11 protein-coding genes are annotated in these 14,815 nt (G+C 69.8%); 8 read left to right on the forward strand and 3 right to left on the reverse strand.

Features of this window, described 5'->3' with window-relative positions:
- The first annotated feature begins 35 nt into the window (after window positions 1-35).
- The 3 genes from E6C76_RS14790 to E6C76_RS14800 all read left to right on the forward strand — a co-directional run bounded on the left by E6C76_RS14790 (window position 36) and on the right by E6C76_RS14800 (window position 8,544).
- Complete coding sequence (locus E6C76_RS14790) at window positions 36-2,168, forward strand: methyl-accepting chemotaxis protein (RefSeq protein WP_136349004.1); 2,133 nt, start codon at window positions 36-38, stop codon at window positions 2,166-2,168.
- 27 nt (window positions 2,169-2,195) lie between these two features.
- Complete coding sequence (locus E6C76_RS14795) at window positions 2,196-7,838, forward strand: hybrid sensor histidine kinase/response regulator (RefSeq protein ID WP_136349005.1); 5,643 nt, start codon at window positions 2,196-2,198, stop codon at window positions 7,836-7,838.
- A 157-nt stretch (window positions 7,839-7,995) separates the two neighbouring features.
- Window positions 7,996-8,544, forward strand: coding sequence for an RNA-binding protein (locus E6C76_RS14800; RefSeq protein WP_136349006.1), 549 nt, complete (start codon window positions 7,996-7,998; stop codon window positions 8,542-8,544).
- A gap of 65 nt (window positions 8,545-8,609) precedes the next feature.
- On the opposite strand, the gene E6C76_RS14805 is transcribed toward E6C76_RS14800, so the two are convergent.
- Window positions 8,610-10,049, reverse strand: coding sequence for a cryptochrome/photolyase family protein (locus E6C76_RS14805; RefSeq protein ID WP_136349007.1), 1,440 nt, complete (start codon window positions 10,047-10,049; stop codon window positions 8,610-8,612).
- Window positions 10,050-10,138: 89 nt separating this feature from the next.
- Between E6C76_RS14805 and E6C76_RS14810 the strand changes: the two genes are divergently transcribed.
- From E6C76_RS14810 to E6C76_RS14830, 5 genes are read left to right on the forward strand one after another with little or no spacing between them, the layout of a single operon-like run.
- Entirely contained in the window at window positions 10,139-10,705 is a 567-nt protein-coding gene (locus E6C76_RS14810; protein WP_136349008.1) for a YqgE/AlgH family protein, read from the forward strand.
- Window positions 10,698-11,150: a Holliday junction resolvase RuvX gene (gene ruvX, locus E6C76_RS14815; protein ID WP_136349009.1), complete on the forward strand. Its 453-nt coding sequence runs from the start codon at window positions 10,698-10,700 to the stop codon at window positions 11,148-11,150. Before E6C76_RS14810 ends, ruvX begins: the two co-directional genes overlap by 8 nt.
- Window positions 11,143-11,643, forward strand: a complete 501-nt coding sequence (pyrR, locus tag E6C76_RS14820; protein ID WP_136349010.1) for a bifunctional pyr operon transcriptional regulator/uracil phosphoribosyltransferase PyrR — start codon at window positions 11,143-11,145, stop codon at window positions 11,641-11,643. Before ruvX ends, pyrR begins: the two co-directional genes overlap by 8 nt.
- On the forward strand, window positions 11,636-12,595 hold the full coding sequence (locus E6C76_RS14825) for an aspartate carbamoyltransferase catalytic subunit (RefSeq protein WP_136349011.1): 960 nt from the start codon (window positions 11,636-11,638) through the stop codon (window positions 12,593-12,595). The genes pyrR and E6C76_RS14825 overlap by 8 nt, the downstream gene beginning before the upstream one ends.
- 13 nt (window positions 12,596-12,608) lie before the next feature.
- Window positions 12,609-13,886: a dihydroorotase gene (locus E6C76_RS14830; protein ID WP_136349012.1), complete on the forward strand. Its 1,278-nt coding sequence runs from the start codon at window positions 12,609-12,611 to the stop codon at window positions 13,884-13,886.
- Window positions 13,887-13,933: 47 nt separating this feature from the next.
- On the opposite strand, the gene E6C76_RS14835 is transcribed toward E6C76_RS14830, so the two are convergent.
- Together E6C76_RS14835 and E6C76_RS14840 are read right to left on the reverse strand one after the other, a co-directional pair.
- The gene (locus E6C76_RS14835) at window positions 13,934-14,233 is read right to left on the reverse strand and encodes a DUF167 domain-containing protein (protein ID WP_136349013.1); all 300 of its coding nucleotides are present in this window, start codon (window positions 14,231-14,233) and stop codon (window positions 13,934-13,936) included.
- Window positions 14,230-14,811 carry a YggT family protein gene (locus E6C76_RS14840; RefSeq protein WP_136349014.1) on the reverse strand — a complete coding sequence of 194 codons (582 nt, stop codon included), beginning with the start codon at window positions 14,809-14,811 and terminating at the stop codon, window positions 14,230-14,232. Before E6C76_RS14840 ends, E6C76_RS14835 begins: the two co-directional genes overlap by 4 nt.
- Window positions 14,812-14,815: the final 4 nt, after the last annotated feature.

Consider the following 14,815-nt stretch of genomic DNA (forward strand, 5'->3'; position numbering starts at 1 on the left):
GCACGGCATGGATACTTTGCGGCGGAGCACGCGACATGGCATTGAAGTTTCCCGAACTTTCCTTCGGTAAGAAGAAGTCCTCCCAGGCCGATGCGGCCTCCGAGACCACCATTCTCGACACCCACGACCCGGTGCCCGCCGCGCCCAACGCCAAGGGCGCGGGCGAGGCCGCCCGTCCGGTTGCCGAACGCCTGCGCAACCTCGGCATCATGCTCGCCGTGCTGGTCGCGCTGACCGCCGGCCTGCTGGTGCTGCAGACGCGCGATGCCGGGCACGCCACCACCTACGTGGCCGCCTCCGGTGAAATGCAGATGCTCTCGCAGCAGATCGCCAAGGCTGCGCAGCTGTCGCTGCAGGGCAACGAACAGGCCTTCGCCGAACTGCGCCAGGCCAGTACCCGCTTCACCAACCTGCTGCGCGCCCTGACTCAGGGCGGCGAAATCGACGGCAACAGCGTGCCGGCCAGCCCGGACTCCACCCTGCCCGCGCTGCAGGCGCTGACCACCGCGTGGCGCAAGACCGAGCAGGACACCACGCAGTTGCTGGCGCAGGACAAGAACCTGATCACCCTGAACCAGTCGGTGGACACCATCAACGCGGGCAACGCCGTGCTGCTCGACCTCTCCGAGCAGGTCGCCTCGCTGAAGCTGCTGTCCGGCGGCCGCTCGCAGGACATCGCCACCGCCAACCGCGCGGTGATGCTGACCCAGCGCATCGCCAAGAACGCCAACTCGCTGCTGGTGGCCGACGCCATCGACCCCGAAGTGGCCTTCCTGCTCGGCAAGGACACCAACACCTTCCGCGAACACCTCGCCCTGCTCCAGCAAACCCCCAGCGACCCCGAAACACGCGCACGCCTGGACGAACTCAACGAGGCCGCGCTCGACACCCTGGACGCGGTCAGCGGCATCCTCGGCAACATCCAGCTGCTGGTGCAGGCCAAGCAGGCCGGCAGCCGCATCTTCCGCGATTCCGGCCCGCTGCTGGCACGCACCAACGAACTCTCCGAAGCCTACAACCTGGCCTTCCGCGGCCTCAACCCGACCACCCTGGCGGTGGTCATCTCGGCGCTGGCCGGCATCGCCGTGCTGGTGTTGATGGCCAAGACCTACAACGACGACCTCGGCGCCCGCCGCGCCGAATCGGAACGCCAGCGCCTGCACGCCGAAGGCGAGCGCAACCAGACCCAGCAGGCCATCCTGCGGCTGATGAACGAAATGGGCGACCTCGCCGACGGCGACCTCACCATCCGCGCCACGGTGTCCGAGGACATCACCGGCGCCATCGCCGACTCGGTGAACTACACCATCGAGGAACTCTCCGTGCTGGTGCGCCGCATCAACGACGCCGCCACCCGCGTGACCGCGGCCACCCAGTCCGCCCAGCAGACCTCCAGCGAACTGCTGGCCGCCACCGAGAAGCAGGCCGAGGAACTGAAGAGCGCCGGCAGCACCGTGGAACAGATGGCCCAGTCGATGACCGAATCCTCCGCCCGCGCGCTGCAGTCCGCGCAGGTCGCCCGCCGCTCGCTGGATTCCGCGCGCAAGGGCGCGGACGCGGTGGAAAACACCATCCGCGGCATGAACGACATCCGCGAGAAGATCCAGGAAACCTCCAAGCGCATCAAGCGCCTGGGCGAATCCTCGCAGGAGATCGGCGAAATCGTCGAACTGATCTCCGACATTACCGAGCAGACCAACGTACTGGCGCTCAACGCTGCCATCCAGGCGGCCTCCGCCGGCGAGGCGGGCCGCGGCTTCACCGTGGTCGCGGAAGAAGTGCAGCGCCTGGCCGAACGCTCCGCCGAGGCCACCAAGCAGATCTCGGCGATCGTGAAGACCATTCAGACCGACACCCAAGACGCCGTGGGCGCCATGGAAAACGCCACCCGCGACGTGGTCGAGGGCGCCCAGCTGTCCGACGCCGCCGGCCAGGCGCTGTCCGAGATCGGCCAGGTGTCGATGGAAACCGCCCGCCTCATCGAGCAGATCTCCACCGACACCCAGCGCCAGGCCGCCACGGCAACCAGCGTTGCCCAGGCGATGAAGGGCATTCTCGGCATCACCGAACAGACCACGCGCGGCACGCAGCAGACCGCCGTGTCCATCGGCCAGCTGGCCGACCTCGCAGTGGAACTCAAGGGATCGGTGTCGGGCTTCAAGGTCTGACCGGCTCACCAGGCGAGAGACCGACACATGACGCACGCACCCGGACCGGATCTCGGCCCGCTCACCTGGGTCAAGGGCGAGATCGACAACGCGCTGGCGCGCGCCGCCGAGGGACTGGAGGAAGCCGCCGGCGCCGCCGAACCAGCGGCCCGCATCCAGTTCGCGCAGACTCACCTGCACCAGGCGCGCGGCGCGTTGTCCATCGTCGGCCTCGACGGCCTGACCCAGTTCGCCGACGCGCTCGACCAGCTGTTCGGCGCCGCCGCGCGCGGCGAAGTGCCCAGCGACGAGGCCTTGTTCAAGGTCGGCCGGCGCGGCCTCGCGGCCATCGCCAACTACCTCGACGAACTCGCCCACGGCGCCATCGACCAGCCGTTGCGCCTGGCCGGCCTGTACGGCGAAATCCAGACCCTGCGCGGCCGCGAATACTCGGCCGTGGACCTGTTCTTCCCCGACCTCGGCCGGCGCCCGCCCCGGCGCGGCGGTCAGGCCACGGTGCCCGAGGCCGCCCGGCGCGGCCACCTGCGCACCCTGCGCGCGCGCTTCGAGCGCGGCCTGCTCGGCTGGCTGCGCGTCCCGGCGTCCCCGGAAGGCCCGCAGGCCATGCGCGAGGCCGTGGTGGAAATCGAGCGCGTGCTCGCCGCCACACCCGCACGCACGCTGTGGTGGGCCGCCATCGCCCTGTTCGACACCGCAGAGGGGCAACCCCTGCCCCAGGACGACACCGCCCGCCGGCTGTGCGCGCGGCTCGATGCCCAGTTGCGCCGCACGCTGGGCGGCAGCACCGCAGTGCCCGATCGCCTGCTGCGCGAAGTGCTCCATCGCATCGCCGTCACCCCGGCGGTCACCGCCCACCAGCACGCCGTGCGCGAAACCTGGGCGCTCGACACCCTGGTTCCCGAAGCCGGCGCCACGGTCAGCGACGCACCGCTCGGCCCGCTGCTGCAAAACCTGCACGGCAAGCTCAACAACGCCAAGGAAACCTGGGACAGCTTCTGCACCGGCAACGCCGCCGCGCTGCAGCGCTTCGAAACCCAGCTCGGCGAACTCGCCCAGCAGGCCGCACAGCTCGGCCGGCCGCCGTTCTCCCGGCTGCTGGTCGGCCTGGACGGTTTCCTGCAGTGGCTGCGCAAGGATCCGCTGCAACTCAACGAAGCCCTCTCGCTGGAGATCGCCACCGCCCTGCTGCTCGGCGAATCCGCGCTGGACCGGGGCGGTCCCGACCCCGCCTTCTCCGCCCAGGTCGCCGACACGCTCAAGCGCATTGCCGCGCTGATGCGCGGCGAAGCGGTGGAAACCGCCGAACTGTCGCCCACCGCCCAGGGTGCCCGGCGCAACCAGGAACGCGACGCGCTGGCCCAGCTTGCCCGCGAAATCCTGGTCAGCCTGGCGCAGGTCGAACAGACCCTCGACGACTTCTTCCGCAACCACGAGAAGCGTGCCCCGCTGGCCGGCCTGGCCGGGCCGCTGCACCAGATCGAGGGCGCGCTCAGCCTGCTGGGCGATGAAGAGGCCCTTGCCCTGGTCCACGGCGCCGCGGAGGAAATCGCCGCCTTCGCCGCGGCCACCGACGAACCCGACGCGGAAGCCACCGCAGCCCTCGCCCATCGTCTTTCCGCGCTGGGTTTCTATATCCAGGCGCTGCAACACGGACCGGCCTCGCTGGACGCCTTCCTGAACCCGGGCGCGGCCGGGGAAGAGAGCGCAGAGCTCGAAGAGGCCGAGTACCCCCCACCCGAAGCGGCGGACGAAACCACGGCGCCGGCCATCGAACCCGCGCCGGCCCCGGCCCGGACGGCAGCACCGGCTGCCGCAGAGCCCCCTCCGGCCGAACCCACCGCGCCACCCGCCGAGGAAGAACCCGCGCCGCCGGAAGCCGCCCCCGACGAGTTCGATGCCGAGGATCTGCCGCCGCCCCCGCTGGAAATCCCCGCGCCGGCAGCCGAAACCCAACGCCTGATCGAGGCCAGCGACGCCGAGGTCGACGCCGAGCTGCTGGAAATCTTCATCGAAGAAGCCCAGGAAGTGCTTGCCTCGATCGGCGAGCATCTCGAACTGTCGCGCACCGAACCGTCCAACACCGAGTACTTCACCGCCATCCGGCGCGGCTTCCACACCCTCAAGGGCAGTGGCCGCATGGTCGGCCTGCGCGACCTGGGCGAAAGCGCCTGGGGCATGGAACAGACGCTCAACCGCTGGCTGCAACTCGAATGGACACCCACGCCGGCGCTGCACCACCTTGTCGATGCCGCCCACCAAGTATTCTCCGACTGGGTGGCGCAACTGCATGCCGGCGGCGCACACCAGCGCGACACCGCCGCGTTGCTCGCCGAGGCCGAACGCCTGCGCGACAGCGAACAGCCGATCCACGATCCGTTGCCGATCGCCGATGCCGTCGTGCACAGCGCCGAAACGCCTGCCGAACCCGAGCGTTTCGAGTTCGACCTGTCGCTCTCGGAAGAAGGCGAAGTCCTGCCGGTGGCGCACACCGACGGCCCCCCGGCGGAGCAGGCGGCGGACGACGCCACCTCCACGGTACTCGGACTGGCCGACTTCAACGCACCGCCCGACGATACGGTCGAGGAAGCACTGGAGAGCATCGACCTCGAAATCCTCGGGGACGAATTCGACTCCGAAGAGGCGGAAGCGCCCCCCGCAGCGCCCGTCGACGAACAGGCCCCGCCCCCGCCTGACGCGGAGCAGACCGAAGCGGGGGCGGCTGAAGAGATCGAGCTCCAGCCTCTCGCCCCGATCGCCGAACAAGCGCCGCCCGCCACCGACACAGCGGAGGCCGAAGCGCCGCTGCTGGAGCACAGCGCCCCGGACGACGCGGACGCGCTCCCCGCCGCCGAAGCCGGCTCGCCCGCCGACACCTGGCCCGACGACGAGAACGCCGACTTCATCCGCATCGGCGACGCCGAGATCTCGCGCCCACTGTACGACCTCTATCTGGCCGAGGCGCGCCACCATCTGAGCACGCTGCATCAGGAAATCGTCCGCCTGCGCGCCAACCCCACGCAGCCGCCGCTCGAGGTGGCGGTGCGTGCCGCGCACACGCTGGCGGGCATTTCCGGCACCGCGCGCCTGACACCCCTGCAGGCCCTCGCCCGCGCGCTCGAATACGCCCAGGCGCGCTGCCGCGACAACCAGTTGCCGCCCAGCGCGGAACAGGTCGCACTGCTGCAGAGCAGCCTGGAAACCCTCGAGGCGATGCTCGTCGAAGTCAGCGCGCGCACCCTGCCGCTGCCCGTGCCGGAACTCATCGAGCAGCTCGAGACGGTCGGCCGGCGCCCCGCCGAGGACGAAACTCCGCCCCCGCCAGCACTCGGCGGCGACACGCCCGACGCGCTGCTCCCGCCCCAGGACGAAGCCCCCGCGCGCGAAGCCCCGCCGCCGGTGCATGACGAAATCGATACCCAGCTGCTGCCCATCTTCCTGGAAGAAAGCGGCGACCTGCTCGGCGAACTGCACGGCGCATTGCGCGCCTGGCGCAACGAGCCGGACAGCGACGAATTCGCCCAGCGCCTCGCCCGCCAGTTGCACACGCTGAAGGGCAGCGCGCGCATGACCGGGGCGATGAACCTGGGCGAGCACGTCCATCAGATGGAAACCACGCTGGAGGCCGCCCGCCGCGCGGGCAGCGATCCAGCCGCGATCATCGACGAGCTCGAAAGCAGCCTGGACCTCGCCGAACAGGCCATCGACGCGCTGGCCAGCGGCGACACCGGCGCCCCGCGGCCCCCGTCCGCCCCCCTCGCGGCAGCGCCCGGCGACGACGCCCCCCGGCCGGCGGCACCTGCCGCCGAACCCGTCGAAGTCGCCGCCGAACACGAAACCGGCTCGGGCAGCGCCACGCTGCGCGTGCGCGCCGACGCGGTCGACCACTTCGTCAACCAGGCCGGCGAAATCGGCATCGCGCGCACCCGCATCGAAGGCGAACTGCGCACCCTGCGCCGCTCGCTGCTCGACCTCACCGAAAACGTCATCCGCCTGCGCAACCAGCTGCGCGAGGTGGAAATCCAGGCCGAAGTGCAGATGCAGTCGCGCATCGCCCAGGCCGAAAGCCATCACGCGGAGTTCGACCCACTGGAGATGGACCGCTACACCCGGCTGCAGGAACTCACCCGGATGATGGCGGAGAGCGTCAACGACGTCACCACGGTGCAGCAGAACCTGCTGAAGAACCTCGACGGCGCCGACGTCGCCCTGCACGGCCAGGCGCGCATGTCGCGCGAACTGCAGCAGGCGCTGATGCAGGTGCGCATGGTGCCCTTCGAGAACCTCGCCGACCGCCTGCACCGCGTGGTGCGGCAAAGCGCCAAGGACCTCGGCAAGCGCGCCACGCTGGACCTGCGCGGCGGCCGCATCGAACTCGACCGCGGCGTGCTGGAGCACATGGTCGCGCCGCTCGAACACCTGCTGCGCAACTCCATCGCCCACGGCATCGAGGCGCCCGCCGCGCGCCGCGAGGCGGGCAAGGCCGAAATCGGCGAGATCACCCTCACCGTGCGCCAGGAAGGCAACGAAATCGCCATCGACCTGGCCGACGACGGCGCGGGGCTCGATTTCGCCCGCATCGCCGAACGCGCGCGCGCCAACGGCCTGCTGGGCGCCGACGAACAGGCGGACGAGAAGCGCCTGACCAACCTGATCTTCGTGCCCGGCTTTTCCACCGCCGGCTCGGTGTCCACGCTGTCCGGCCGTGGCGTCGGCATGGACGTGGTGAAGTCCGAGACCGCCGCGCTCGGCGGCCGCCTCGACGTTTCCAGCCAACCCGGCCAGGGCACGCGCTTCCGCATCTACCTGCCGCTCACCCTCGCGGTCACCCAGGCGCTGCTGGTGCGCGCGGGCAACCGCAGCTGGGCCGTGCCGTCCAGCATGATCGCCCAGGTGCTCGAGCTGAAGGCCGATGCCCTCGAACGCCTGCGCACCGAAGGCGGCACCGAATGGCAGGACGAGCATTACAGCTACCGCTACCTGCCCCGCCTGCTCGGCGACCGTCATACCCAGCCCGAGGTGCAGCGCTTCAACTGGATACTGCTGCTGCGCGCCGGCGCGCAGACCCTGGCGCTGCACGTGGACGGCCTGCGCGGCAACCAGGAAATCGTCGTCAAGAACGCTGGCCCGCAGGTCGCCCGCCTGGTCGGCGTGTCCGGCGCCACGGTGCTGGGCGACGGCGAGATCGTGCTGATCCTCAACCCGGTGGCGCTCGCCAGCCGTGGGCTGGGCGCGGGCCAGGACGCCGCCGGAAGCGACGGCGCGCTGGCCGCCGCCCCGCTGGCCGCACCGGCCCCCGCGCACATCCCCACCGTCATGGTGGTGGACGACTCGCTCACCGTGCGCAAGATCACCGGCCGCCTGCTCGAACGCGAGGGCTACCGCGTGATCACCGCCAAGGACGGCGTGGATGCGCTGGAAAAGCTGCTGGAAAGCGTGCCCGATGTGGTGCTCTCCGACATCGAGATGCCGCGCATGGACGGCTTCGACCTGGTGCGCAACATCCGCGCCGACGAGCGTACGCGTGCCGTGCCGGTGATCATGATCACCTCCCGCCTGGCGGACAAGCACCGCCGCTACGCGGAGGAAGTGGGCGCCAATCACTACCTCGGCAAGCCTTACCAGGAAGAGGAACTGCTGGCCCTGCTGGCGGGTTACACCGGCGCACACTGAAGCAGCTGCGCCCCCGCGCCGATCCGGCATTTCTTGCCGGATCGATGCTGCCCATGTCCGCCACCGGACGACGCCCCATCCGGAATCCCTGCAAAAACCGTAGATGGCATGAGCATTGCTATAAGGGACATGTCAATCCACCCGCATGGAGAACGACATGATCATCCAGTCTGGTTACGGCATACAGGCCTACGCTTCGTCCATCAGAACCGCCGTGCAGCAGCAGAACAGCGCCGCGCTACAGCTTTCCTCCACGGATTCGTCGAAGAATGCCGAAAGGGTGACCCTGTCCAGCCAGGGCAAGGAGCTTGCCGCGAGCGAGAACGGCGCCGCGGCCGCCAGAACGCCCGGCCAGGAATGGATGCTGCAGGCCGCCCGCTCCAGCCCGCAAACCGCCGCAAAGCTTGCCAGCGACATGGCATACATCCCGAGCGGCATCCTGTACGACATCCGCGACTCGGTCGAAAACGGCGGGCCGATCCGGCTGGCCGGCTCGGGGCGGGTCGTCGATGACGCCTTCAAGTCCCAATTCGAGAGCGAAGCCGCAGTGATCGATGCGCAGCGGCGCGCGCTATACGAGGCGGAAACCGCGAAAGGCACGGACCCAGTGCAGATCCTCACCATGATGATCGACTTCACCAACGCGCAATCCCAGAGCTACCTGGAGGGCTCCGGCTGGGGGTATCGGGGCAGTTCTGCACCGTGATCCATCGCCCGTGAATCGCGGCGTACCTGTCCAGACGGATCCGGACATAGGCAGCCCCCGTTTGTTCACCCTTTCACCGCCCCAAAACGCGCCAGCGTGCGCGCCCGCGCGGCGGCATGGTCCACCAGCGGTGCCGGATAGTCGTGGCCGATGCGCACGCCGGCGGCGCGCTGCGCGGCTTCGTCCATCTTCCACGGCGCGTGGATCCAGCGTGCCGGCACGCCGGCCAGTTCCGGCACGTACTTGCGGATGAAGGTGCCGTGCGGGTCGAAACGTTCCGACTGGGCCAGCGGATTGAAGATGCGGAAATAAGGCTGCGCGTCGCAGCCGGTGGACGCCGCCCATTGCCAGCCGCCGTTGTTGGCCGCCAGGTCGTAATCGAGCAGCAGGTCGGCGAAATGGCGCTCGCCGAGGCGCCAGTCCACCCCCAGGTCCTTGCTCAGGAAAGACGCGGTCAGCATGCGCAGGCGGTTGTGCATATAACCGCTACCCGCCAGCTGGCGCATGCCCGCATCGACCAGCGGATAACCGGTGCGCCCGGCCTTCCACGCCGCCAGCAGATCGGGCGCATCGTCCCAGCGCAGGCGGTCGTACTCCGGACGAAAGCAGTGCGTGAGCACCCGCGGGTGATGCCACAGGATCATCTGGTAGAACTCGCGCCAGATCAGTTCATCCACCCAGACACGCGCGCCCTCGCCGCCGGTTTCGCGTGCGCGGCGCACCAGTTCGCGCACCGACACGGTACCGAAGCGCAGGTGGGCGGACAGATAGGACACGCCCTTCACGCCCGGATAGTCGCGCGCCTCGTGATAATGCCCGATGCGCGCGAAGAACCCGTCGGCCAGCGTTCCCCCGGCAGACATGCCGGCCTGCTCCAGTGGCCCGCCCGCCGGCGGCGGCGCGAACCCCAGCTCGGCCAGCGTGGGCAGGTGCTCGCCGGGTGCCAGCGGCGCCAGGCGGCCGGCATGGGGTTCGACCGGCCAGGACGGCAAGCCCTCCGCCTCCAGCCTGCGCAGCCAGGCGTTGCGGTAGGGCGTGAACATGCTGAACGGCGTACCGCCCTGCGTCATCACCTCGTCGCGCTCGAATACCACCTGATCCTTGCAGTCGCCGAAGACGGTGCCCATGCGCGCCAGGGCAGCAGCCACCCGGCCGTCGCGCACGATGGCGTCCGGCTCGTAGTCGCGGTTGGCGAATACCGCCTCGACGCCCAGCGCAGCGGCCAGCCGGGGGATCTCCTCGTCGGCGCGGCCGTGGCGCACGATCAGCCCGGCGCCGGTCACCCCGGCAGCCGCGCCCAGCCGCGCCAGCGCGTCGTTCAGTTCGGCCACGCAGCGCAGGATGAAGGCGACCCGGCGGTCGGCGCGGTCCGCCAGGGTATCGAGGATCCGCGTATCGAACACGAAGACGCAATGCACGCGCTCGTGCGCGCTCAAGGCGCGCGACAGCGCGGCATGATCGAAACTGCGCAGATCCCTGCGGAACCAGACGAGGGCGGAGGACATGAACGAAGTTTTCCGGCGAACACGGCAACGACGGCGGCACGGCTCAGCTTCCTTCCGCCAGCGTGCCGACAAGGGCGTAAAATGATGCCATGAGCGGCCTGACTTCGAACCTCACCCATCACTTCCTGATCGCCATGCCGGGCATGGCGGATCCCAATTTCGCCCGTACGCTGACCTACATCGCCGAGCACACCGACCATGGCGCGCTGGGCGTCATCGTCAATCGCCCCATCGACATGACCCTGGGCGCGCTGTTCGAGCGCATCGAGGTGCCCCTGGAGGCCGAGGGCTTCGCCAACCAGCCGGTGTATTTCGGCGGCCCGGTGCAGACCGACCGTGGCTTCGTGCTGCACCGCCCGGCGGGCGACTGGCATTCCACCCTGAAGGTCGGCGAGGAGGCCGCGCTGACCAGCAGCCGCGACATCCTGCAGGCGCTGGGCAGCCAGGGCCAGCCGGAAGAAGTGCTGGTGGCCCTGGGCTACGCCGGGTGGACCGCCGGCCAGCTCGAACAGGAGCTCGCCGACAACGCCTGGCTGACCGTGCCGGCCGATCTCGCCATCGTCTTCGACCTGCCGCCCGAAGAGCGCTTCGCGGCGGCGCTGCAGCGCCTGGGCGTCGATTTCGCCAACCTCAGCGACGTGGCGGGACATGCCTGAGGCTGCGGCCCCCCTGCCCGCGCGCGGCACCCTGCTGGGATTCGACTTCGGCCTCGCGCGCATCGGCGTGGCCGTCGGCGAACTGGAAACCGGCCAGGCCAGCGCGCTCGCCACCATCGCCGGGGAAGCCAACCAAGCACGCTTTGCCGCCATCGAAAAGCTGCTCGCCGAATGGCGCCCGGTGGCCCTGGTGGTGGGCATTCCCACCCATCTGGATGGCAACGCGCACGAACTCACCGCGCGCTGCCGGCGCTTCGCCAACCAGCTCCACGGGCGCTACGGCCTGCCGGTTGCCGAGGTGGATGAACGCCTCAGTTCGGCCGAGGCCGAGCACGCATTACGCGACGCCGGCGTGCAGCGCTGGCGCGACCGCAAGGCGGCGGTGGATGCCGCCGCCGCCCGCATCCTCCTGCAAAACTTCCTGGACGCACGACGCCATGCCTAGTCTTGACGCAGAAACCCTGTGCGCGCAGCTCATCGAACAGATGCGCCCGCAGATCACCGCCGCCACCGCCCTGGTCGGCATCCACACCGGCGGCGTATGGCTGGCCGAACGCCTGCACGCCGCGCTCGGCCTCAGCCAGCCGCTGGGCGCCATCGACGTGTCCTTCTACCGCGACGACTACGGCTCCAAGGGCCTGCACCCGCAGCCGCAGCGCACCGAGATCCCGTTCAACGTGGAAGGCGCGCACGTGATCATCGTCGATGACGTGCTGTACACCGGCCGCACCACACGCGCCGCGCTCAACGAACTGTTCGACTTCGGCCGCCCCGCCAAGGTCGAACTGGCCGTGCTGGTCGACCGCGGCGGACGCGAACTGCCGATCGCCGCGCGCTACTGCGCCCACACCCTGCCCCAATCCCTGCCCGCCGCGCAGAGCCTGCAGCTCGAACGCGGCGACGGCGGCGCCCTTGCCCTGAGGTTGATCGATGCGTGACCCCCAACTCAACAAGCGCGGCGAACTGCAGCACCTGCTCACCCTGGACGGCCTGCCGCGCGACATCCTCACCGCCATCCTGGACACCGCCGCGCCGTTCACCGAGGTGGCCGAACGCGAGGTGAAGAAGCTGCCGCTACTGCGCGGCAAGAGCATCTTCAACCTGTTCTTCGAAAACTCCACGCGCACCCGCACCACTTTCGAGATCGCCGCCAAGCGCCTGTCTGCCGACGTGGTGAACCTCAACGTGTCCACCAGTTCCACCGCCAAGGGCGAAAGCCTGCTCGACACGGTGGACAACCTGTGCGCCATGCAGGCCGACATGTTCGTCGTGCGCCACGCCGCCAGCGGCGCGCCGGTGCTGATCGCCCAGCACCTGCAGGCCACCGGGCGCGAGCACATCCACGTGGTCAATGCCGGCGACGGGCGCCATGCCCACCCCACCCAGGGGCTGCTGGACATGTACACCATCCGCCACTACAAGCGCGACTTCACCAACCTGTCGGTGGCCATCGTCGGCGACGTGCTGCACTCGCGCGTGGCGCGCAGCCAGATCGTCGCGCTCAACACCCTGGGCGTGCCGGACATCCGCGTGATCGGCCCCAAGACCCTGCTGCCCACCGCGCTGGAGGGCCTAGGCGTGCGCGTGTTCCACGACATGCGCGCCGGCCTGAAGGACGTGGACGTGGTGATGATGCTGCGCCTGCAGAACGAACGCATGAACGGCGCCCTGCTGCCCACCCCGCAGGAGTTCTACAAGGTCTGGGGGCTCACCGCCGAGAAGCTCGCCCTCGCCAAGCCCGACGCCATCGTCATGCACCCCGGGCCGATGAACCGCGGCGTGGAAATCGACTCCGCGGTGGCCGACGGCGCGCAGGCGGTGATCCTGCCGCAGGTCACCTTCGGCATCGCCGTACGCATGGCGGTGATGAGCATGCTGGCCGGACAGTAAGGACAGACCCCCAATGAAGATCCGCATCGCCAACGGCCGGGTGATCGACCCGGCCAACCAGACCGACGCCGTCACCGACCTGTTCATCGCCGGCGGGCGCATCGTCGCCCACGGCACGGCACCGGACGGCTTCCAGGCCGAACGCAGCATCGACGCAAGCGGCCTGGTGGTCTGCCCCGGCCTCATCGACGTGGCCGCGCGTCTGCGCGAGCCCGGCTTCGAATACCGCGCCACGCTGGAATCCGAGATGGAAGCGGCGATGGCCGGCGGCGTCACCAGCCTGGCCATTCCGCCGGACACCGACCCGGCGCTGGACGAACCCGGGCTGGTGGAAATGCTCTGCTACCGCGCCAAGAAGCTCAACCGCGCGCACATCTACCCGGTGGGCGCGCTCACCATCGGCCTCAAGGGCGAACGCCTGTCGGAGATGGCCGAGCTGGTGGAAGCCGGCTGCGTGGCCTTCTCGCAGGCCAACGTGCCCATCGTCGACAACGCCGTGCTGCTGCGCGCGCTGCAGTACGCCGCCACCTTCGATTTCCGCGTGTGGCTGCAGCCGCTGGCCCCCTTCCTGTCGCGCGGCGGCTTCGCCCACGACGGCGAGTACGCCGCCCGCCTAGGCCTGCCCGGCATCCCGGTGGCGGCCGAGACCGTGGCGCTGTACACCTATCTGCAACTGGCGCAGGCCACCGGCGCGCGCCTGCACATCACCCGCCTGTCCTCGGCGGCCGGCCTGCGCCTGATCGAGCAGGCGCGCGCCGACGGCATGGACGTGACCTGCGACGTGTCGATCAACCACCTGCACCTGTGCGACCGCGACATCGGCCACTTCGACGCCAACTGCCACCTGGTGCCGCCGCTGCGCGACGCCCGCGACCGCGACGCACTGCGCACCGCGCTGGCCGACGGGCGCATCAATGCGCTGTGCTCGGACCACACCCCGGTGGACGACGACGGCAAACAGACCCCGTTCAGCGAATCCGAAACCGGCGCCACCGGCCTGGAACTGCTGCTGCCGCTGACCCTGAAATGGGCGCGGGAAACCGGCACCGCGCTGCCGGCGGCGCTGTCGCGCGTCACCGCGGACGCGGCGAAGATCGTCGGCATCACCAAGGCCGGCCATCTGGCGCCGGGCGCACGCGCGGATATCTGCGTGTTCGATCCGGCCGCCAGTACCCCGGTGAGCCGCCAGACGCTGAAGAGCCAGGGCAAGAACACGCCCTTCCTCGGCCAGGAACTGCCCGGCCGGGTCGTTCATACCCTGGTGGAAGGTCAGGTGATGTACGGCGGCTGAAGCCGCCACGCAACGCGCCGTCCGCCCCGGTGGGCGGCGCGCAGTATTCAGCCGAGACGGCGCAGGCGCAGCAGCGCCTCCTCGTCCAGGCCGTCGATGCGCACGCGCTTGGCGCGGGCACTCTCGCCGCTGACCAGACTGACGGCGACGCGCGGCACCTCGCAGAATTCCGCCAGATAGGCACACAGCGCAGCATTGGCCTTGCCGTCGACCGGCGGCGCGGCCAGGCGCAGCTTCATCGCCTCGCCATGGGGCCCGGCGAATTCGGTGCGCCGGGCGTTGGGCTGCACGTGCAGGGCCAGCACCACCGCATCGTCGCCCACCTGCTTCAGCCAGGAATGGCTCATCCGCCGAACAGCAGCGGCGCGAAGGCGCCGCGCAGCCCACCGATCAGCATCAACAGGATCTGCAGCACCAGCAGCAGCGCCAGCGGCGACAGGTCCACGTTGGCGACCAGCGGAATCAGCCGGCGGAATGGTCGCAGGAAGGGCTCCGCCAAGCGATGGAACAGCGGCGCGGCCGGCGCGTGCGGGCTCACCCAGGACAACACGGCGGAGATGAGCACGATGCCGAACACCAGATAGATGAGCATGCGCACCACGCCCACCAGCCCCCACACCCACAGGCCGAGCAGCACGCTGGCGGTATCGCCGCCCAGCGGCATGCCGCGCACGCTCAGTTCGATGAACACCAGCAGGGTCTGCAGCACCCAGGCCGGCAGCAGGCTGGCCAGGTCCATGCCGAACAGCCCCGGGATGAAGCGGCGCAGCGGACGCACCAGCCAGTCGGTGGCGGCCAGCACGAACTGGCCGATCTGGTTGTGGAAGGGCACGCGCGCCCATTGCAGCAGGAAGCGCGCGAGCAGCAGCAGGGTCAGCAGGCCGACCGCGACGTCGAGGATCAACAGCAGGATGTTGCCCAGCATGGCT

This window comes from Pseudothauera nasutitermitis, assembly GCF_004801295.1.
Classification (GTDB): domain Bacteria; phylum Pseudomonadota; class Gammaproteobacteria; order Burkholderiales; family Rhodocyclaceae; genus Pseudothauera; species Pseudothauera nasutitermitis.

What these genes read in the sequence shown, in the direction of transcription:
- E6C76_RS14790 (WP_136349004.1), top strand. Translation starts at nt 36, where the DNA reads ATGGCATTGAAGTTTCCCGAACTTTCCTTCGGTAAGAAGAAGTCCTCC.
- E6C76_RS14795 (WP_136349005.1), top strand. Translation starts at nt 2,196, where the DNA reads ATGACGCACGCACCCGGACCGGATCTCGGCCCGCTCACCTGGGTCAAG.
- E6C76_RS14800 (WP_136349006.1), top strand. Translation starts at nt 7,996, where the DNA reads ATGATCATCCAGTCTGGTTACGGCATACAGGCCTACGCTTCGTCCATC.
- E6C76_RS14805 (WP_136349007.1), bottom strand. Translation starts at nt 10,049, where the DNA reads ATGTCCTCCGCCCTCGTCTGGTTCCGCAGGGATCTGCGCAGTTTCGAT.
- E6C76_RS14810 (WP_136349008.1), top strand. Translation starts at nt 10,139, where the DNA reads ATGAGCGGCCTGACTTCGAACCTCACCCATCACTTCCTGATCGCCATG.
- ruvX (WP_136349009.1), top strand. Translation starts at nt 10,698, where the DNA reads ATGCCTGAGGCTGCGGCCCCCCTGCCCGCGCGCGGCACCCTGCTGGGA.
- pyrR (WP_136349010.1), top strand. Translation starts at nt 11,143, where the DNA reads ATGCCTAGTCTTGACGCAGAAACCCTGTGCGCGCAGCTCATCGAACAG.
- E6C76_RS14825 (WP_136349011.1), top strand. Translation starts at nt 11,636, where the DNA reads ATGCGTGACCCCCAACTCAACAAGCGCGGCGAACTGCAGCACCTGCTC.
- E6C76_RS14830 (WP_136349012.1), top strand. Translation starts at nt 12,609, where the DNA reads ATGAAGATCCGCATCGCCAACGGCCGGGTGATCGACCCGGCCAACCAG.
- E6C76_RS14835 (WP_136349013.1), bottom strand. Translation starts at nt 14,233, where the DNA reads ATGAGCCATTCCTGGCTGAAGCAGGTGGGCGACGATGCGGTGGTGCTG.
- E6C76_RS14840 (WP_136349014.1), bottom strand. Translation starts at nt 14,811, where the DNA reads ATGCTGGGCAACATCCTGCTGTTGATCCTCGACGTCGCGGTCGGCCTG.